Origin of the sequence: Geomesophilobacter sediminis (assembly GCF_016458275.1) — a bacterium.
Taxonomy (GTDB): Bacteria; Desulfobacterota; Desulfuromonadia; order Geobacterales; family Geobacteraceae; genus Geomesophilobacter; species Geomesophilobacter sediminis.
The window spans coordinates 246,648-264,708 of the sequence record NZ_JAEMHM010000009.1 but is presented as its reverse complement, the minus strand read 5'-3'; the positions used below and the strand labels follow the sequence as shown (position 1 = coordinate 264,708).

Genomic DNA, 18,061 nt, shown 5'->3' with positions numbered 1-18,061 from the left:
TTGAGAGAATCTTTGCTGAGGACTCAGGTACCGTCCCCTGGAGTGGTGAACTTGCGGCCCTACCACCTGGCGGCCTCCCCGCCCGGTTCCCATTGGCTCGGCCGATAGACGAAATTGTCGGGCTCGTTGAACCAAAGCATGCCCTTGAGTTCACCCTTCCCCCGGTTCCTGAGACGGAATAACTCCTTCCAGTGCAGCTTGGTATGAATGTCCCGGCTGATATCGCGCAACCTGAGCTTCCCCTCGTTTCTGCTGTAGTCGAAGCAGTACCACTTGCCGTCGCGGCGGGAGGGAATAACCCTTCCCACCCTCACCTTGCTGGAAAATTTATTGGTCCTGAGATTGTAAAAGGACTGCTGGCCATCCCCCAGAACGATCAAGGCGGTATCCGTCTGAATCGAGATGCCGTGAACCCGGCCGGGCTCGAACATGCCGAAGCAATGCGCTTTTTCGAAGCCTTGTACAAACCCCAGGTCCAGGTCTCTTTGCGTCAAGCGCCAACCGCCTTCCAGGGTATAGACCTGGCAGTTAGGCTCGTCGACCTGATAGACATCCAAGGCCTGCTCCAGGATCGCCTTCGTCGAGAGGTTCCGGTTCAAGTGCCTGAGCCCCCCCTCGCTTTTGACGAGAAACCGATCCGGCGGGGAACTCCAGCGTTGCAACTTCAAGTCGGTGCAGTTGCCGATCTGCTGCGTCAGGACGGTTTTTTTCGGTGCCAGACTTTTTCGTACCAACCTTGCCGGAACCTCCCGAGCTTCGTCTTGGATCAAGACGTAATAATCGGTATCCTTTTCGCTCGATAACTTGATGTTTTCTACGTAACAGCCTGCCTCCAGATTAAACGATTCCCTCATGTCAATGCAGGCCGTGAATGCCGCTCCCTTGGCGGTTATCTCCGCCCGCCACATCATGTCCCCAACCCGGTCGTCATCCTTTTCTTCCACGAAGAGATACGTTTCCTCATTTGTGTGATCAGCGGGCCAGGCCTTGGCGAAGACCGGCGATTCAATACGGCAGGCGGTACCGCCGGCGAAATCGATCAGGACATAGGCCTCGTCGCCGTCTTCCAGGACCACCGTTTCTCCGGAGGCATAACAAAGTCCCAACGGTGGGGGCGTGGTCAGGTCTACCGGGAGATCGTCCACCATCTCCAGCGAGATAGGCTCGAAACCGATGTGAAAGGCCTGGGCGAATTCTGCATCGAGGGCTTTTAGTGCGGGAAGGTCGGTGATCTCCCGGCGCAGGCAGGCCGCCTTCTCCCGGTTGCCGATCTGCAATGCGTCCCTGAGTTCCCGGAGCAGTTTGTCGACGTCCTGCTCCCGGTGCAGGGCGTCGAGGTGCTCTTCCATCGTGCTCGCCAACTCGCGGCGCTCCTCGATGGAAAGGACCGCCATGCGTTTCCTGACGATGCTATGGATCTGGCGCAGCTCAGTTTCCGAGCACTCCGGAGCCCGAGTTTGTTCGAGGAGGGCGGCGATCTCTGCCCTTGCCCGGGTTTGCTCGCGTTGCTGCAGCATGAGGTGATCGGCTTGGAACTCCGGCGCGGATCCGAACCAGGGTCTGAGCTCGTCGAAGGTTTCCAGGCACGCCTCGTCCCTGCCGGCAGCAAGCGCCAGCTTGGCCTTGACGAACCGAAGCCAAAGATCTTTGGCACTCCGGTCGGAGGTGCTGTTAAGCCGCTTGTTCCCGTAGAGGACGGAAAAATACGGGCAGAGGGAGACAATCTCTTCGGCTCGCTCGGGGAATTCCGGCTGGCGCATCAGGAAGGTCACCGCGTCGAAGGCCTCCGACCAGCACTGCTTCAGGATCAATTCGCGCAGAGAGTCCAGCCGCGCATCGAAGAGCATCCGCCTCTGCTGAACCTTTTCATCGGCAATGAGCTTCCTGATGGTGTCACTGCGGTCCTTGTCCAGCTCCAGCAGCGTATTGAGGAGCACGATGCGCTCCCCACCGGCGGGTTCTTTTTCCAATCTGGCCCAGAGCTCCACCCGTCGCGCCTCATCGTTGCGCGCCTCGATGGAGACGATCAATGCGTGCGCCTCCTGGCAATGCGGGTCGAGATCCAGGGCCTCGCCCGCGAGCCTCCTGGCCTGTTCCACATCCCCCGATTCGAAGGCCGCGAGCGCTTTTTGCACCACCGGGCCGGCCTGAGCCGACAGGGCCTGCTCGATATCCTTTTGGAGACTCACCAGCTCCGAGCAGAAACCTTCCTTGCCTCGGGCGATGTTTACCAATCCCCAAGCCGCAGAGATATTGCCGTCCTTGAAGGCGATGTCGGCATAGGCACACAGGGCATCGAGGCCGAGATCGACCGGGTAGAGGTTATCCAGGAGGGCGCGCGCTTCGGCAAGGGAACCGTTTCGGTGGTATGCCACCGCCAGCAGCTCCCGGAGCCCCCGGTCCTTGAGGAGCGCGTTGGGTTGCCTCAGCAGCGTGTCGATGCAGCACTGGTAGGCGCCGATCTCGTGCAGCAGGATGGAGGCAGCCCGCGCGAGAACCTGCAGATCGGCGCGACTGCGGGCCTCAAGCCCTGCCAGCACCTCCTCCGCCGCAGGATAGTCGTACTCTTCCAAGAGGGCCTGCGCCTTCTTGAGGACCTCCTGGGGCGAAAGATCCGCTGCCGTGTCCCGGGGCAACCTTTCGCGGGCCGGTTTGGGCCTTTCGGTTGCCAGCTGCAGCGGTGGCGCAGCTTCGACACTTTCGAGCGCCTCTTTGGAAAGGGCGCTCAATTCGGCGTGGCAGGCATCGATGGAAGGGAGCGCACGGTGCTTGATCAGGATGATGTTTGAGCTTGCCGCGTGGGGGACCAGATAAAAGGCTTCGCCGTACTGCTCCAGGAGCAGGTTTTGGAGCCTGTTCTTGATCTGGTAGCCCCGCTCTCGCTTGCTTTCGGAGAGGGGGAGCCTGGTGGGATTGACCTTCTTGATCAGGGAGATGATTTCCAGCGATGACGGCACCTGCGGTGAGGAGAGCAGGCATTCCGCGGCTTTCACATGTTGTTCCCAGTTCATGTTCTGTCCCTCCGTCTCATGAGATTCACTACCTCACGGTGAAGGTGGACAGATTAGCAAAAATTAACCATTGATCAAGCGATTTCCGCGGTGGCGGCTTGATGTCATTGGGGCAGGAGATACTGGCGACTGCGGCATCCCACGGACCGACTTCAAAGGAGCAATTAACCCGGGGGTTCTCCTAAAGTTTTTATTAATCCTGCCGACTCCTTATACCTTGTACTGCTGCCAAGCTCCGGATCGGTGCGGCAACCCGGAGCAGCACCGGTCCGACCGGCGACAAAGGTCCTTGGCCCTTTCACTAACAACAGGGAGTCGTGTTATGAGCGCATCCGCAACCCATGTCCTGGTCGTCGACGACGATCCGTTTACCGCCGAGATGACCGGCATGATCCTGGAGGAGCCGGAGTACGAAATCATCCTGGCCAACAGCGGCATGGAGGCTCTGGGAATCCTGGCCTCCGATCCCGAGGTCCGCATCGTCATCTCCGATCTGAATATGCCGAGCATCAACGGCATTCAGCTTTTCCTCGCCCTGCGCGAGCGCGGTTTCAGCGTCCCGTTCGTTCTTTTGACCGGCGACGATTCGCCGCCGCTGCGCCTGGAATATTCCATGGATGCCATCATCGCCAAAGACGAGGATCTCGACGTGATTTTGCCCAGAACGGTGGGGGCCCTGCTGGCAAAAGCCGATTCACCCTCAGGCACGTAGGGATGACCCGCTCCGCAACCTTTGCCAGCAACGGCGCGAGCTCTTATGCCGACCGTCTCGATGGCGACGCCATCCCGAGCGGCCGGATCCCCAGCGGCTACGTCGTCATGGACTCGGAGACCTACCGCAGCGGTGGGCGCAGCCTCGACGTGGGCTGACGGATGGCAGTGCCGCCGTTACCTTCCCCATTCAAGGTGAACTGATCGCGACCGGAATGCCGCTCCTACAGGTGAGGGTAAATTCATGCTGGAGGAGCGGCATTCCGGCCGCGATTTTTTTTTTTGCCTTACGGCTGCGCCGATCGCGCCTGGAAAGGCGCTCCCACAGGGTAAGCAGCTACAGCGACCGGAATGCCGCTCTAACCAAAAATTAGCCCGCTTGCAAAAAGGGATCTTCTCTCGTCTGGGGATGGGAAACCCATGTCCCAGACACCGCAATGGTGGTTGATTTGCATTGATGCCCGCTAACCGGGCATGGTATGTTGCGCAGCCGGGGCGTAACGGACAATTTGCGGCAAGGGGGAGTGGCATGAGCCGTCGGGAACAAGGGAGCGGCATGAACCGGAGAAAATTTCTCAAACTCGGGCTGGTCGGCACCACGTCCACCGTCCTCGCCACCAGGGTGCTCGCCGACGCCGCCATGGCGTACGCACAGGAGCGCCCGGAAGCGTTCACCTTTCCCGCTCCGGTCTACCGGACCCTGGGGCGCACCGGCATGAAGGTCTGCATCGTCGGCTTCGGCGCCATGCTCACGCCGGAACCGGAGGTGATGCGGATCGCCTTCGAGCACGGCGTCAACTACGTCAACACCTCGCGCAAATACATGTCGGGGAAGAACGAGGAGATCGTGGGGCGGGCGCTCAAGGGATTGCGCGACAAGGTGTACGTTGCCACCAAGATCCAGACCGAGGTAAATACCAAGGAAGCGATCATGAGGGATGTGGAGGCGAGCCTCAAGGCGCTGCAGACCGACTACATCGACGTCATCCAACTCGATGCCAATGCCGATCCGAAACGGATCTTCCGCCCCGAACCGCGCGAGGCGTTCGAGACCCTGAAGCGCCAGGGAAAGGTACGCTTCTTCGGGGCCGCGGTGCACAAGGACCCCGCCGGCGTGGTGAACGCCCTGGCCGATGACCGGACCCGCTTCTTCGACACGGTGCTGGTGGCCTACAACTTCAAGAGCGACCCGGCGGTCGGCAAGGCCATCGCCCGCGCCGCCCAGACCGGCATGGGGGTCGTCGCCATGAAGACCCAGGCCGGCGGCTACGCGGTCTCGGCGCTCGGTTCCCTCTCCCCGCATCAGGCCGCGCTCAAATGGGCGCTCGAGGATCCCCACGTCGCCCTGGCGGTTCCCGGCATGAGGGATCTCACCGAGCTCAGGCACGACATCGCCGTCATGGGGCTGCCGCTTACCGCCGCGGATCGGAGAACCCTCGCTGCCTACGGTGCCGCGGTCGAAGCGCGCTTTTGCCGCCTGTGCGGCAGCTGCGAAGGGGGCTGTCCCCGGGGTGTGGAGATCGGCACGGTCAACCGGGCCCTCATGTACGCCGAGGGGTACCGCGAACCTGCCCTGGCTGCCGCTACCTACCGGGAGCTTCCCCGCACCGCTTCCGCCTCGACCTGTCTGGACTGCGCCGGATGCGTCGCCCGTTGCGCGAAGGGGCTGGACATAGCGGCCAACATGCAGAGGGCCCACCGCATCTTCGGGTAGCACCGCCTGGCCGTCGGCACGTTTTGTTGCCGTGAGCTTCAGCTCGTCCACACTGTTTGCATATTTCTCGGCCACTATGCAGGACCGCTTGACCGGAACCGGTTTCGACTTCTGCCGGCATTTCCATCGGCTTTGATTCATTCCTGCTCCGGGGGAGGGGCTTTCATGCGTGCATTGGTGGTTTGGTGTCTGACGTCGTTTTTTCTGCTCACTGCGGCGACGATGGTTCAGGCTGCGCCGCAACCGTCGGAGACCGAGCGCATTGATTCGGCATACATCAGCTGTATCGAGCGGGCGGGTGAGGTGACCTTCGAGCTGAGGGATTGTGCGGGCGAGGCCAGCAAGAAGATGGACAAGCGTCTCAATGCGGTCTATCAGGAGCTGCTTTCGAAACTGCCGCCGGAAAAGCAGGCGGTACTCAGAAACGCCCAGAGGCAATGGCTTACCTACGCCAAGGCCGAACGGGATCTCTCGTTTGCCTTGGACCCGTCCGAGGGGGGGACCGCCCAGTTGGTGAATCTCGATGCCTTTGCCTATGACCAGCTGAAGAATCGTGTGCTGCAGTTCGAGAGATTCCTGGCCGATCTGGAACTGTAAGCCAAGGCGCTCCTTATTGACCAGGCGAATTAAAGGGAACCGGCTGAAAAATGCCCGTTCCCTTTTCTTTTCTCGAGAAATCGTGAGTTATTCGGTCGCGGGGGACCGGTCCGGGATGACTGCTCTCGTGGTAGCCCAACCATCAATGGTGTGGTTTTGTAGAGGGGGGCGACCGATGGGGATGCAGCACGTAACCGATGTCCCCTCGGGCTGCTCCGGCTGTCGAACGGGCCGGGGGACGAGAGCTTGCTCCAGTGACATCTTATGCGAGACTTGGCACTATTTATCGTGGGCGAGCTTCTGCCCATGCACGTGAGGTGGCGCTATGGAGGTCGGTTCGGGAAAGGTGCTGGTGACCGGGGCAACGGGGTTCATCGGGGGCAGACTGGTACGGGCTTTGGTGGCTGAGGGGCATCAGGTGCGGTGCCTGGTCCGGCACCCCGCGGCAAAACTGCCGGAGGGGGTCGAACGTGCTGCCGGGGATCTCCTGCAGAAACAGACTCTCGGTGCGGCCGTGGCGGGAATCGATACCGCGTATTACCTGGTGCACTCGATGGCGGGTGGGGTGGGTTTCGAACGGCGCGATCGGGAATCGGCCGAGAATTTCACCGCGGCTGCGGAACGGGCCGGCGTGCGCAGGGTGATTTACCTCGGGGGGCTGGGGGATGTCGGATCGGGACTCTCCGAGCACCTGGCCAGCCGTGCCGAAGTCGCGAACATCCTCGGGAGCGGACGTTTCCTGACGACCTGGCTGCGGGCGGCGGTGATCATCGGTCCCGGGAGCGCCTCCTACGAGATGGTCAAGGCGCTGGTGGAGCGGTTGCCGGTCATGGTGGTGCCCCGGTGGGTCTACACCAGGTGCCAGCCGATCGCGGTTGACGACGTCATCCGGTACCTCCTCGGCTGCCTGGGCGACGAGCGCACCGCGGGTGAGACCTTTGACATCGGTGGCCCCGAAATCCTGAGCTACCGCGACATGATCAAGCGGTTTGCCCGTCTGCAGGGAAAGGATCCCCTGATGATCCCGGTGCCGGTCCTGACCCCATGGCTCTCTTCGTACTGGGTGGTTCTGGTTACCCCGGTCGACCCGGCCGTTGCCGTTCCGCTCGTCGAGGGGTTGAAAAACGACGTGATCTGCCGGGACGACCGGATCAGGATGCTGATGCCGTTTCCGCTCACGGCTTTCGATGACGCGGTCCGACAGGCCTTGGGGACGGCACCTCCCTCGGTTCCGGGAACCCCTGACGGGACAGGACCTAAGTGATCCCTGAGAGGGTGGTCGTGGACCCTGGCGGCGGCTTTTCCAAGACCGATTTCTGATTTATCCTTGGAGACCGGATTTCGACTCGATTTCAAGGGGGCTCAGCATGGTTTTCAATCCCGTCCTGGTCGCCACGCACGTGGAAAAGCCGGCCTGGTACCAATCGCTCGGCAAGTATGCCCAACCGAACAACCGCATCGCTACCTGGCAACTCCTCAGTACGCTCATCCTCTATTTCTGCATCTTGACCCTGATGGTGTTTACCGTGAAAGCCGGCTATGGGTACGGCATCACGCTGGGCTTGGCCGTGGGGGCTGCGGCGGTCTTCGTCCGCATCTTCATATTCTTTCATGACTGCACCCATGGATGCTTCGTGCACTCGCCCCATTGGAACCGCAACATCGGATACATCTGCGGCGTTCTCACCTTCACCGCTTTTCACGACTGGCGGCGCAGCCATGCCGGACATCATATCTCCGCCGGCGATCTCGATCGGCGCGGCTTCGGTGACATCACCACGCTGACCGTCGAGGAATACCTGGCCGCTTCGCCCTGGGAGCGGCTGAAGTACCGGGTGTACCGAAGCCCGTGGATCATGTTCACCATCGGTCCGCTCTACTACTTTTTGCTGCGCAACCGCTGGCCCAGCCCGGGAGCGCACAAGCAGGACGTCCACAGCGTGATCTACACCGACCTTTCCATCGCGGTCATAATGGCGCTGGCAGGCTGGACCATCGGCTTCAAGACCTACGTCCTGGTGCAGCTCCCCATTCTGTTTATCGCCGCCACCTTCGGGGTCTGGCTCTTTTACATCCAGCACCAGTTCCAGGGGGTATATTGGGCACGGCACAACGAGTGGAACCCCTGGCGGGCGGCGCTGGAGGGGGCGTCCTTTTACCAGTTGCCTAAAATGCTCCAGTGGCTGAGCGGCAACATCGGGTTCCATCACGTGCACCACGCCCGGCCGGGGATCCCCAACTATTACCTGCAGAAATGTTACGAAGAAGTCCCGGAGCTGCAGACCGTGCCACCGCTGACCATCGCCTCCAGTCTTGAATGCGTCAGGTTCAACCTCTACGATGAAAAGCGCCGCGAGATGGTGAGCTTCCGGGCGCTGAAGGGAAAACCGAGCCCGTGACGGCTCGGGGGGCCTTGGTACCTTTGGTAACATGGTGGCAGCGGTACCGATCGGGACGTGGTCCTTTCCATGGGGCTGCGACATCGTGATGGTCCCAAATATCGCCCCGGAGTTTACAACGCGGAAAATCCGACTATCTTAAGTGTTTGTCATTAGCAGCCCACACCACTACCCCACCAAAACACCACCCGGCAGAAATTCCAGTTGCACCGCAAGCGGCATCATCCGGCGCCCCGCAGGGATCGCTGTTTTTCTTTTTTTGGAAAAACGGGGTGCCGGCCGGCGACAACGGCAGACGGATTTTTATCCTGCGCCAAAGGAGGATGCACATGAAAGAGCCACGTGATGCGGTTTCCGAAGATCCGGGCAAAGAGGCGTCATCCGGCGAAATTGCGGATCTGATCCACAAGTACATCAGCAGGAGGGACTTCCTGATCGCTACCGGTGCGTTCAGCCTGGGGGTGACCGCCTTCTGCATCATGGGAGGGACTTCTGCGGCAGCCGGGGCGGCGCCGCGCAAGATCTACGTCGCCAACGCGCTGGGGATGGTCGTCGGCGATCCGACCCTGTGCACGGGGTGCCGGCGCTGCGAGGCCGCCTGCACCGGCTACCACGAAGGGATCGCCCGGCCCTCGATTTCCCGGGTGAAGGTCGCCCGCAACGTGCAGTTCGGCGTGGAAGGGGTGCGGATGAACGGGTATCAAACCGGCAACGGCGACTTCGGCAACTTCCGGACCATCCAGGACACCTGCCGGCAGTGCCCGCATCCGGTTCCCTGCCAGCTGGCCTGCCCCCACGACGCGATCGAGGCGCTCGCCCCGGTCAACGCCCGGGTGGTCGACGTGAAGAAATGCGAGGGGTGCGGCATCTGCGTGCAGGCCTGCCCCTGGGGGATGATCTCGCTCACCGGTCCGGCCAACGGCAAAGGGAGCAAGGCCACCAAGTGTACCCTGTGCAACGGGAACCCCGAGTGCGTCCAGGCCTGTCCCTCCGGCGCGCTCACCTATCGCAAGTGGTCCGATCTGACTAAAACCATTCCGCCGCGCCAGACGGTTCCCGCCTCGGTTCGGCTGACGGCGGCGGTCGCCGAAAGCTGCAAGGAGTGTCACTGACCTGGTATCCGAAGCGGGCGTTGCAGTCACCCACAAGGAGGCTGAAGATGCGATACGGCGGATGGACGGGAAAGATCTTGCGCATCGATCTGTCGACCGGTGCGATCACCACTGAAGAGACGATGAAATACAAGGAATACCTGGGCGGAACCGGCATCGGCTGGAAGGTGTTGTGGGATGAGGTGCCGCCGGGAACCAAGGCGTGGGACCCGGAGAACCGGATCGTTTTCGGCGTCGGTCCGCTCACCGGCTGCGGAGCCCCTTCTTCCGGCCGGATGGTGGTCACCTCGCTGATGCCGGTGCATATCAACGACCTTCCCGGGGCCGGGCACATGGGGGGCGCCTGGGGCCCGGAGCTTAAGTACGCCGGATGGGACTCCCTGATCATCCAGGGGAAAGCTGCCGCACCGGTCTGGATCAGGATCGTCGACGACGAGGTCTCCATCGAGGATGCCTCCGAGCTTTGGGGAAACGGCACCTACCGCACCGCCACGGCGATCTGCACGGAGATGGGCTCGGACGCCCATGTCGCCGCCATCGGGCAGGCGGGGGAAAACCTCTGCCGGCTCTCCTGCATCATCAGCGACCGGCATCACTCGGCGGGAGGGGGCGGCCTGGGGAGCGTCATGGGTTCCAAGAACCTCAAGGCGATCGGGGTCAAAGGGACCGGCTCGGTCCGGATCGCCACCGACGTCAAGACCTGGAAGAAGCTGAACTACTACTGGCTGAGCCTGATGGGGGCCAACAACAACCACGTGGTTCCGATGAACAAGCAGCCCTGGGCCGAGTACTACGACAGCGCCTCGCGCTGGACCGCGGACAGGGGGCTCTTTTGGGGGGCGGCCTCACCGCCGGTGGAGACCGGCTACTGCACCGATTTCGAGCATCCCCTGCCGGGGGACTGCCCGAGGCCGCAGAACAAGATGGGGCGGCGCACCCACAAGGGATACAAGGATTTCGGGCTGCCGGGAGCCAACCACACGGTGAAGATGAACGGCTGCCTGCACTGCCCGGTCCGCTGCCACATCGCGACCGACGTGCCGCAACTGGAGCAGTACGGCGTCTCCCGCTACAACGAGAACACCTGCACCGGCAACACCATCCTCTCTTCAATCATGAAGACCGTCCCCGGGAGCCAGGACAGTAACCTGATCAACTCCCAGATGAGCACCAACTTGACCTCCGATTACGGCTTCTGGCACGACTACGGGCAGTGGGCGGTCTGCTACAACTGGGCCCAAAGCCACGTGATGTCCGCCGCCGAATGCAAGGCCCTCATGCTCCCTGCCTCCTTCGTCGGCAAGACCCCGTTCCAAAACCGCCTTCCCGCCGCCGAGCTCGCCATCCTGTCCGGCAACCCAACCGGGAGCACCCCCTACGCCCCGGCTTCCCCGTGGGGCAAAGCCAACGCGGGCGATCCCTCCGCCCAGCAGGACCTCATCAAGCTGATCATCCCCAACGGGGGGAAGATCTATTCCAAGACCCCGGTTTTCGCCGACGTGGTCGCCAACGGGCCGGCCTACTGGGCCGAGAAATGGCCGGAGATCGGCTATTTCAACAACCACTGCACCAAATCCTTAAGCTTCAAGATGAACCACGCCAAGCACCACGGTGCCGAGAGCTTCGGCCAGATCGGCTGCCTGATCAACATGACCTACAACCGCGACGCGATGAACCATACCCACCAGAACGTCACCGTGGGGCCCCCCTTGGCCGTGGTGAACCAGCTGATGAAGGAGCTTTTCGCATCACCTGCCGCCCCGGGCATATTCAACGACCCCAATGGCAGCGACATCTGCCACACCTCGTCGGTGGACGGTTATAAACCGGTGACCGCCGGAATGGCGGCCTTCACCGCGGCCTGCATGGTGGAGCTGGAGCTGAAAAACGCCATGATCTCGTGCGACTGGACCCTGCCGGCCTGGCTGTCGCCGCTCAAAAGCCGGGGGTACCGCGGCGACATCAACATGCATGCCGACCTCTATGCCGCGGTCACCGGGGACAAGGTCGATCTCAAGCAGTTCCAGTTGATCGGGCTGCGGCTCCTCACCCTCTTCAGGGCGCTCACCGCGCGGCACATGGATTACCACGTGAAAAAGGAGAATCCGACCGGCCAGGTGAACATGCGCCACGATCACGACTACATGAACGACTGGATGTTCGACAAGGTCGGCGACACCACCACGGGTCCGGTGCGCGGCCCCGGCACCGGGATCCCCAATGCGGTATCGGGAAACACCGATGCCTACCCGGCCAAGGAGGTCGCCTTCCAGGGGACCACGCAGCTGATGAGCCGCGAGGACATGGAAAAGGCGAAGGAGCTCCTCTACGAACAGCTCGGCTGGGACCGGGAGACCGGCATGCCGACCGAGGCGACGCTCAAGAAGCTGGGGCTCAGCTATGTGAAGGGGAAGATACCGGCGCTGATCGTGGCGTGATTTTTTGCGCGTCTTGGGTGGTGATCACCTCATCCTCACCCGGTTCATCGCAAGCTTACGCTCTTGCGCGCGACCCTTGAAGGGGAGGGGACGTGAAGCCAACTTTCCCAGAGCGTCAATCTGCATACCTAACAACTCCGAACCTCCCTCTCCCCCCGGGAGAGAGGCGGGGTGAGGGAGTGGGGGAGGAGGAAAATGCTGCCGGAAGAGAACCCGGAACGAAGGGCAAACGAACGTGAGCAGGTAGGTTCCGAGGCGCCGGTCGACGATGGCATCGAGACCCGGCGGGTGAGTTTTCTTGAGGAGGATGGGTCCTGGCAAAAGGGGCTCGGGGAGGTCAAGGCGGCGGTGGCGCGGACCATCCGGGACAGTGCCCGCGAGCGTAGGACGGTGTCCTCGGTGGAAGACCTCGCCGAATGGGATGACTACCTCCGTTACGGGCAGATCGAGGTGCGGGCGCTGCTGGAGGAGATGGCGGGTGAAGCCGACTACCAGGACCTGAAGTGCTTAACTACCGCCACCGGCCTCGTCTACTTCTACTCTCAAACCTTCCTTACCGAAGAGGAGGCCGCCCGGAAAGGTACGGTGGAGGAGGCGAAAAGTATCATCGCCGGCGCCATCCGGGCCGATTCGCTGGAGAAAGTGGCGCTGACCCCGATCGGTGACATCTACGCCCTGGCTCCCGGCACCGGGGCGGGCATTGTCGATGCCCTGCTGGATGCCATGACACATGACCGGCGTTATCAGGACCTAAAACAGGTGACCGCCGCCGGCGAGGTTTACTTCCACTCGGACCGGTACCTGGTCGACAACTACGCGGCGACGTTGCTTCTGGCCCGGGCGGGAGACCACCGGGCAACCATCGCCGAGACGGTCCGGGAGGAATCGAGGATCTACCCGCGGACGACCAATGCCGCCTGCTTTCTCGACTACAAGCTTTACGGGATACCGCCGGACGAGCTGGAAACGGTGATCCGGGTCATGCTCGGCAAACCGGAATTTGCGGATATCAAGAGGATTGTCCACCCCGTCACCAACGCGGTGCATCTCTATTCGGAGCGCTACATCGCGGCGGAGCATGCCTGGGCGATGATGGATTGGGAGGAGGTCGGGCGGGCCAACAACCCGTAGCTCACCACCGGGAACCCGGACATGCCGCACCATCTCAGGGAGGAATCACCATGGCCAAAAAGGCAAAGGTTGGCGACAAGCTGCAGGTCCACTACACCGGCAAGCTCGACGACGGCAGCGTGGTCGAGACCTCGGGGGGGAAAGGGTACACCGTCTTCGCACCGTTCGAGTTGGTCCTGGGCCAGGAATGCGATGAGCTGCCGCCGAAAGTCCAGAAGGCGCTGGTCGGCATGAAGCCGGGGCAAAGCACCGAGATCAAGGTGGCCTGCGAGGAGGCGTTCGGCCCGCGATTCGAGGAATGGGTGTTCACGGTGAACCGAGCCGATCTCATTATCGAAGAGGAGGTGCTGCCGGAATGGCGCTATCACTTCCACAGCAAAAAGTCGGTCGGCCCCACCGACCCCAAGCCGGGGGACCGGATGGAATTGAGCCTGTCGGACGGCAGCTGCGTCCCGGCGGTGGTGACGGAGGTAACCGATACCGCGTACACGTTCGACGCCAACCATCCGTTGGCGGGAAGGGATCTGACCTACGAGGTCACCCTTTTGAGCATCGGGTAGGGGGGGACTGGTGTACCACGATTTGGTTTACCGGTCCAAAAGGAGAGCGCGCCATGCCAGCGGAAATAACGGAAGCGCCGGAACCCATGGATGAGCGGCTGTACTGCAGCTTCGACATGAAGGAAATCGTCTGCGGCACCGACACGATCCGGTTGTGCCACAAGGGGAAGGACGTCATCGGCGAGATCTCGCTGAAGATCTTCATCAACGGGACGGAATACGCCTCGCTTTTGTGCCTCAACCAGAAGACCGAGGAGTTGGCGCTCGGTTTTCTCTACAGCGAAGGGGTCATCGACAGCATGGAGGACATCGCGTCCATCACGTACAACGAGCGGCTGTTCGCGGTAATGGTGCAACTGGTACCCGGAATGTCGGTGGCCAAGTGCGAAAGCCTGCGCAGCGTCACCTCGGGGTGCGGCAAATGCTTCACCTACATCAACCCGCTCAAGCACGAGAAATACCTCCCCCTCGCCAACGAAGAGCGTTTTCCCCTGCGCGGCATCCTCGAGGCGATGGACGAGTTCGAGCGGCAATCGCAGGTCTACCGGGCCTTCGGAGGCGTTCACAGCGTGCTGTTCCGGCACCGCGACTACTGCGTCTTCAACGAGGACATCGGGCGGCATAACTGCTTCGACAAGATCGGCGGCATCCTGCTCAAAAACGAAAAGCTGGGATTGACGCGCAGCGGCATGCTGTTTTTAAGCGGGCGGGTCTCCTCGGAGATCATCACCAAGGTGATCCGGATGGGGGTGCCGGTCCTGGTGTCGCGCTCGACCCCCACCGCCGCGGCGGTCAACCTGGCCCGGGAATACAACGTGACCCTTTTGGGCTACGTCCACGACCGCTCCGGTTTCGTCTACGCCGGAGAGGAGCGCCTGACGCAGGAGATGTAAGTTACGTTTCGCAACCTTCCGGGTGGGCACCCTCGTGCCCGCCCTACGCCGGCCTTCCCGCACCTTTCCGGCGCCTCTCCCGCAAAAGCCACGTGGCCAGCGTCACCAGGGTCGTCCCGGAGACGATCCATCCTGCCACCCTTGGTCCCGTCGTTCCGAACCGGATTTCAACCTCGTGCACCCCTGCCGGGACCTTCACCGCAACCAAACCGTACCGATCCGGATAGACCGGGACGTCCTTCCCGTCGCAGGTAGCCTGCCACCCCGGGAAATAGAGCCACTGGCCGACGAGTTCACCTTCCCGCGGCAGCGCGATGCGGCAGGTGAAACGAGACCCGACCGCCCGGTAGACGGTCAACGGTTCCTCGCCGGCCCCATCCCGGAAAACCGGGTACTTGACGTAGTCCCCGCGGGTGAGCATTGAATCGATCGGCATGAAATCGCTGTCGGATGAGGAGATCAGGATCGGATACGTTTTGAGGCTGAACGGTACCGGGGTCGACGGAAAATCGGAGATCGTGCCGTCCACCCTGCGCAGGCCGTGGGAGAGCGCCAGGCAGCAGACCAGGATCAATCCGGCCACGGCGAGACCGACCTGCCGCCGGTCTGCCAGCATTCTCGAGGCGGGCACGAAACCACAGAATGCGCAGAGGAACAGGCTGGCCGGGCCGAGAAACCGATAGGGGAATTGCAGATAACGCAGGGGGGCGATCGCCTCGTAGAGCGGGGTGGCGATGGAAAGGGTCATCAGCATGCTCACCAGAAAGAAGGCGAGCAGGAGGCGCCCGAACCGGGCTTTTGGGTCCGCGGTAAAGGCCAAGGCGGTGAGCGATACGGCTGCGCAGACGAAGATCAGGGCGTAGACGGGATTGAAGGTGAAGATGTCATGCCGGTGCGCGCCAAAAAAATCCGACAACGCGAGGAAGTGTCGGGAATAGTGCAGGCTCCCGGTGATCGCGACCCCCGTGCCGATGAGATGTTTTTTCTCCAAGAGCACCGGGAGCCAGTAAAAGGACGAAAGGCCCGCTCCGAGGAAGGGACCGATACACGCTGCCAGGAACCGGCGCTTCGAGGCGTGGTAATAAAAACGGCACCAGATGAAGTAACAAAGGGCAAACGGCAGTATCATCACCGTCGTCAAATTGTGGGTCAGCACAATGGCAGCAGAGGCCAGCCCCGTAGCGACAATGCCGCGCAGGCTCTTCTCGGCGCCAAAGGAGAGATCCATCCCGTGGAACAGAAATGGCAGGATCCCGAGTACGATGAATTCCGGCAGCGCCGCACGCAAATAGATATCGACCAAATGATAGGGGGCAAACATGTACAGGCCGGCGGCAATAACCGCTCCTGGATCGCCGCAGTACTTTCTGGTCCAAAGGTAAACGCCCCACCCGCTGATGAAGAAGGCGCCGACCGAGACCAAGGTCATTGCGGTAACAATGGGGAGGCCGACCGCATTGAGGTAACCGACCATGAGATAAAAGGCGGGAGAGTAGAAATTGAGGGTGGGGAGCCCTTTGCCGAAACAGGCCTGGGACAACCAGCGCGGATAGTAGTTGCCGAGGCCGATTTCGTAACAGACATCGTTGCTTCTCAACAGATGGATGATGCTGTCGGAACCTTGGAACCATTGGCCGGGGGAAAGAGGTGAAGACGCAACGAGGGTCATCAAGGCTAACACCACGAGGACCAGATACGGTGTACGCTTTTCGGTACTGAAAGAAGAAACCTGCATCAAAAACCTCTTGGTGCGATATCCGCCTGCAGATACTTTGATCACCGGCAGCAACTCCGGTCAGGGGCGCCATATTACCATCAAGCCGGAATCAACACAATAATCAGGGAAAGCCTCACCGGTACCGGCAGCCTGAGAAAGCTGTCGGCACCGTCGGGGGCGGGCGTTGGGAAAGGAAAGGCCGATCCGTGAAACGGGATCGGCCTTCGTTGTTCAGGGGGGGCACTGCTGCATCTCGGCCAGGCGCGCGTTCACCGCTTGCCGGCCCGGGAAGGTCGCGGCTGGTGCCTTGGCGTCACCCGCAGCTGCAGCCGGCACAGTCGGCCGGGTCGCACTGCTTGGGGAGTAACCGTTCCGAGGCCCACTCGGTGATGTCGGCGCCGTAATGCACGTAAAGCTCGTCGCTGCCGGCGAGCGGAATCCAGTAGGAGTCCAGCACCGCGCCGAGGAAGTCGAAATAGCCAACCACGCGCGTGGTGGTCTGTTCACTGAGGGCCTTGTTGGCCAGACACCCCTTGTGGTGCTCCTTCTGCCCCATGTCGGCACAGCGGATGCCGGTCTGATACCCGACCTCCCCGGCCTTCCGGTTCATATCGAGGATGGTCCGGTCCTTGTGGACCAGGATCGCCGGGAAGGGAAAGTTGTCGTAGAAGAGATGGAAGTTCCGGAGGATTTCGTCGCTGATCTGGTGCTCTGCCATCGGTTGCTGCTCCTCTTGTGCTTGCTTGTCTGCGGCGTTGCCGCCTCGGAGAAAACTGAGGCGCCTGCCAGGGGTTCAGGGTTTGGTAAGAACGGTGGCGAAAAGGGTGGCGAGGAAATCCCGCACCGGCTGGGTGGACTTCATTACCTTGGCGGTAAGCACGGCGCCCTCCCAGCCCGAAAGGATGAAGCCGGCCATGACCTCGGGATCGAAGGCGGCGGAAAGTTCCCCGGCCTGCTGCGCCTCTTGAATGCAGGCGGCAAAGCGCCCGCGCCAGGAGCGCATGATCTCGTCGAGGCGCGCCCGCAGGCGTTCGTTGTTGGCGGCGAGTTCCTGGCCCAGATCGCCGATCAGGCAGCCGACGGTGCATTGATGCTGGGCAAGCTGCGCCTCGCCCCGTTCCAGAAAGCCGCGCAGCCGGTCCAGCGGGGTGAGGGTGGGATCGGACAGCAAAACGTCGAGCCGGGCCAGGAAGCGGCCGGAGAATTCCTCGATGACCGCCAGTCCGAACTCCTCCTTGCTGCCGAAGAAGTGGTAGAAGGAGCCTTTCGGCACAGCCGCCTGCTTGAGAACGGCGTCCAGGCCGGTGGCGTTGTATCCCTGGGTGGCGAAGAGCTGCATCCCGGTGGTAATCAATGCTGTCCGCGTGTCACGTCTGCTCATGGCAACAAAGTAGACCGATCGGTCTAGTTTGGTCAAGCAATTTTTTCTGCCGTTTCTCCTGCCGGGTTAAGGCAGGGTTTGAAGTCCCCCTTTAGCAAAGGGGGATTTAGGCGGATTTGCCTGTAGGGTTCAGCCCTTGCGAGGCCAGCCCCGAAAACCTCAGAAGCAAATCCCCCCCGCCCCCCCTTTGTCAAAGGGGGGATCAAAGGACCCCTGCCCTCTCGTTCCCAAGCTCCAGCTTGGGAACGACAACGTTTCGCGAAGCTCCAGCTTGGGAACGGCAACGTTTCGCGAAGCTCCAGCTTCGCCCGTGAGAGGCCCCCCCTTGCCAAAGGGGGGATCAAAGGACGGACCTTATTTTGGGGCATTGGCCTGAAAAACAAAGGCCGAGGTATCG

15 protein-coding genes are annotated in these 18,061 nt (G+C 61.6%); 11 read left to right on the top strand and 4 right to left on the bottom strand.

Annotation, left to right across the window (positions count from 1 at the left end):
* Positions 1-59: 59 nt before the first annotated feature.
* A complete protein-coding gene (locus JFN93_RS12775; protein WP_199384473.1) occupies positions 60-3,011 on the bottom strand; it encodes a hypothetical protein in 2,952 nt (983 codons plus the stop codon).
* Positions 3,012-3,333: 322 nt separating this feature from the next.
* Here JFN93_RS12775 and JFN93_RS12770 point away from each other — a divergent pair, with 322 nt between their 5' ends.
* The 11 genes from JFN93_RS12770 to fdhD all read left to right on the top strand — a co-directional run bounded on the left by JFN93_RS12770 (position 3,334) and on the right by fdhD (position 14,566).
* Entirely contained in the window at positions 3,334-3,723 is a 390-nt protein-coding gene (locus tag JFN93_RS12770) for a response regulator (RefSeq protein ID WP_199384472.1), read from the top strand.
* Positions 3,724-3,725: 2 nt separating this feature from the next.
* Positions 3,726-3,881, top strand: coding sequence for a hypothetical protein (locus JFN93_RS12765; RefSeq protein ID WP_199384471.1), 156 nt, complete (start codon positions 3,726-3,728; stop codon positions 3,879-3,881).
* 370 nt (positions 3,882-4,251) lie between these two features.
* Positions 4,252-5,436, top strand: coding sequence for an aldo/keto reductase (locus tag JFN93_RS12760; protein WP_199384470.1), 1,185 nt, complete (start codon positions 4,252-4,254; stop codon positions 5,434-5,436).
* A gap of 165 nt (positions 5,437-5,601) precedes the next feature.
* Positions 5,602-6,033 carry a lysozyme inhibitor LprI family protein gene (locus tag JFN93_RS12755; protein ID WP_199384469.1) on the top strand — a complete coding sequence of 144 codons (432 nt, stop codon included), beginning with the start codon at positions 5,602-5,604 and terminating at the stop codon, positions 6,031-6,033.
* Between the two features lie 325 nt (positions 6,034-6,358).
* Complete coding sequence (locus JFN93_RS12750; protein ID WP_199384468.1) at positions 6,359-7,297, top strand: NAD(P)H-binding protein; 939 nt, start codon at positions 6,359-6,361, stop codon at positions 7,295-7,297.
* A gap of 103 nt (positions 7,298-7,400) precedes the next feature.
* Positions 7,401-8,432 carry a fatty acid desaturase gene (locus JFN93_RS12745; RefSeq protein ID WP_199384467.1) on the top strand — a complete coding sequence of 344 codons (1,032 nt, stop codon included), beginning with the start codon at positions 7,401-7,403 and terminating at the stop codon, positions 8,430-8,432.
* A gap of 329 nt (positions 8,433-8,761) precedes the next feature.
* The gene (locus JFN93_RS12740) at positions 8,762-9,544 is read left to right on the top strand and encodes a 4Fe-4S dicluster domain-containing protein (RefSeq protein WP_199384466.1); all 783 of its coding nucleotides are present in this window, start codon (positions 8,762-8,764) and stop codon (positions 9,542-9,544) included.
* Positions 9,545-9,591: 47 nt separating this feature from the next.
* The gene (locus JFN93_RS12735; protein ID WP_199384465.1) at positions 9,592-11,982 is read left to right on the top strand and encodes an aldehyde ferredoxin oxidoreductase N-terminal domain-containing protein; all 2,391 of its coding nucleotides are present in this window, start codon (positions 9,592-9,594) and stop codon (positions 11,980-11,982) included.
* A gap of 195 nt (positions 11,983-12,177) precedes the next feature.
* The gene (locus tag JFN93_RS12730) at positions 12,178-13,113 is read left to right on the top strand and encodes a hypothetical protein (protein ID WP_199384464.1); all 936 of its coding nucleotides are present in this window, start codon (positions 12,178-12,180) and stop codon (positions 13,111-13,113) included.
* Positions 13,114-13,163: 50 nt separating this feature from the next.
* Positions 13,164-13,673 carry an FKBP-type peptidyl-prolyl cis-trans isomerase gene (locus JFN93_RS12725; RefSeq protein WP_199384463.1) on the top strand — a complete coding sequence of 170 codons (510 nt, stop codon included), beginning with the start codon at positions 13,164-13,166 and terminating at the stop codon, positions 13,671-13,673.
* 53 nt (positions 13,674-13,726) lie between these two features.
* Positions 13,727-14,566, top strand: a complete 840-nt coding sequence (gene fdhD / locus JFN93_RS12720) for a formate dehydrogenase accessory sulfurtransferase FdhD (RefSeq protein ID WP_199384462.1) — start codon at positions 13,727-13,729, stop codon at positions 14,564-14,566.
* A gap of 43 nt (positions 14,567-14,609) precedes the next feature.
* On the opposite strand, the gene JFN93_RS12715 is transcribed toward fdhD, so the two are convergent.
* From JFN93_RS12715 to JFN93_RS12705, 3 genes are all read right to left on the bottom strand, one after another.
* The gene (locus JFN93_RS12715) at positions 14,610-16,235 is read right to left on the bottom strand and encodes a 6-pyruvoyl-tetrahydropterin synthase-related protein (RefSeq protein ID WP_199384461.1); all 1,626 of its coding nucleotides are present in this window, start codon (positions 16,233-16,235) and stop codon (positions 14,610-14,612) included.
* Positions 16,236-16,596: 361 nt separating this feature from the next.
* Positions 16,597-17,001, bottom strand: coding sequence for a hypothetical protein (locus tag JFN93_RS12710; RefSeq protein ID WP_199384460.1), 405 nt, complete (start codon positions 16,999-17,001; stop codon positions 16,597-16,599).
* Positions 17,002-17,076: 75 nt separating this feature from the next.
* Positions 17,077-17,700: a TetR/AcrR family transcriptional regulator gene (locus JFN93_RS12705; RefSeq protein WP_236021695.1), complete on the bottom strand. Its 624-nt coding sequence runs from the start codon at positions 17,698-17,700 to the stop codon at positions 17,077-17,079.
* Positions 17,701-18,061: the final 361 nt, after the last annotated feature.

Excerpts from the sequence above, each read along its gene's own strand:
- JFN93_RS12760 (WP_199384470.1), top strand. The coding sequence starts at position 4,252 with ATGAGCCGTCGGGAACAAGGGAGCGGCATGAACCGGAGAAAATTTCTC.
- JFN93_RS12715 (WP_199384461.1), bottom strand. The coding sequence starts at position 16,235 with ATGACCCTCGTTGCGTCTTCACCTCTTTCCCCCGGCCAATGGTTCCAA.
- JFN93_RS12710 (WP_199384460.1), bottom strand. The coding sequence starts at position 17,001 with ATGGCAGAGCACCAGATCAGCGACGAAATCCTCCGGAACTTCCATCTC.
- JFN93_RS12735 (WP_199384465.1), top strand. The coding sequence starts at position 9,592 with ATGCGATACGGCGGATGGACGGGAAAGATCTTGCGCATCGATCTGTCG.
- JFN93_RS12755 (WP_199384469.1), top strand. The coding sequence starts at position 5,602 with ATGCGTGCATTGGTGGTTTGGTGTCTGACGTCGTTTTTTCTGCTCACT.
- fdhD (WP_199384462.1), top strand. The coding sequence starts at position 13,727 with ATGCCAGCGGAAATAACGGAAGCGCCGGAACCCATGGATGAGCGGCTG.
- JFN93_RS12740 (WP_199384466.1), top strand. The coding sequence starts at position 8,762 with ATGAAAGAGCCACGTGATGCGGTTTCCGAAGATCCGGGCAAAGAGGCG.
- JFN93_RS12730 (WP_199384464.1), top strand. The coding sequence starts at position 12,178 with ATGCTGCCGGAAGAGAACCCGGAACGAAGGGCAAACGAACGTGAGCAG.
- JFN93_RS12750 (WP_199384468.1), top strand. The coding sequence starts at position 6,359 with ATGGAGGTCGGTTCGGGAAAGGTGCTGGTGACCGGGGCAACGGGGTTC.
- JFN93_RS12745 (WP_199384467.1), top strand. The coding sequence starts at position 7,401 with ATGGTTTTCAATCCCGTCCTGGTCGCCACGCACGTGGAAAAGCCGGCC.
- JFN93_RS12775 (WP_199384473.1), bottom strand. The coding sequence starts at position 3,011 with ATGAACTGGGAACAACATGTGAAAGCCGCGGAATGCCTGCTCTCCTCA.
- JFN93_RS12770 (WP_199384472.1), top strand. The coding sequence starts at position 3,334 with ATGAGCGCATCCGCAACCCATGTCCTGGTCGTCGACGACGATCCGTTT.
- JFN93_RS12725 (WP_199384463.1), top strand. The coding sequence starts at position 13,164 with ATGGCCAAAAAGGCAAAGGTTGGCGACAAGCTGCAGGTCCACTACACC.
- JFN93_RS12765 (WP_199384471.1), top strand. The coding sequence starts at position 3,726 with ATGACCCGCTCCGCAACCTTTGCCAGCAACGGCGCGAGCTCTTATGCC.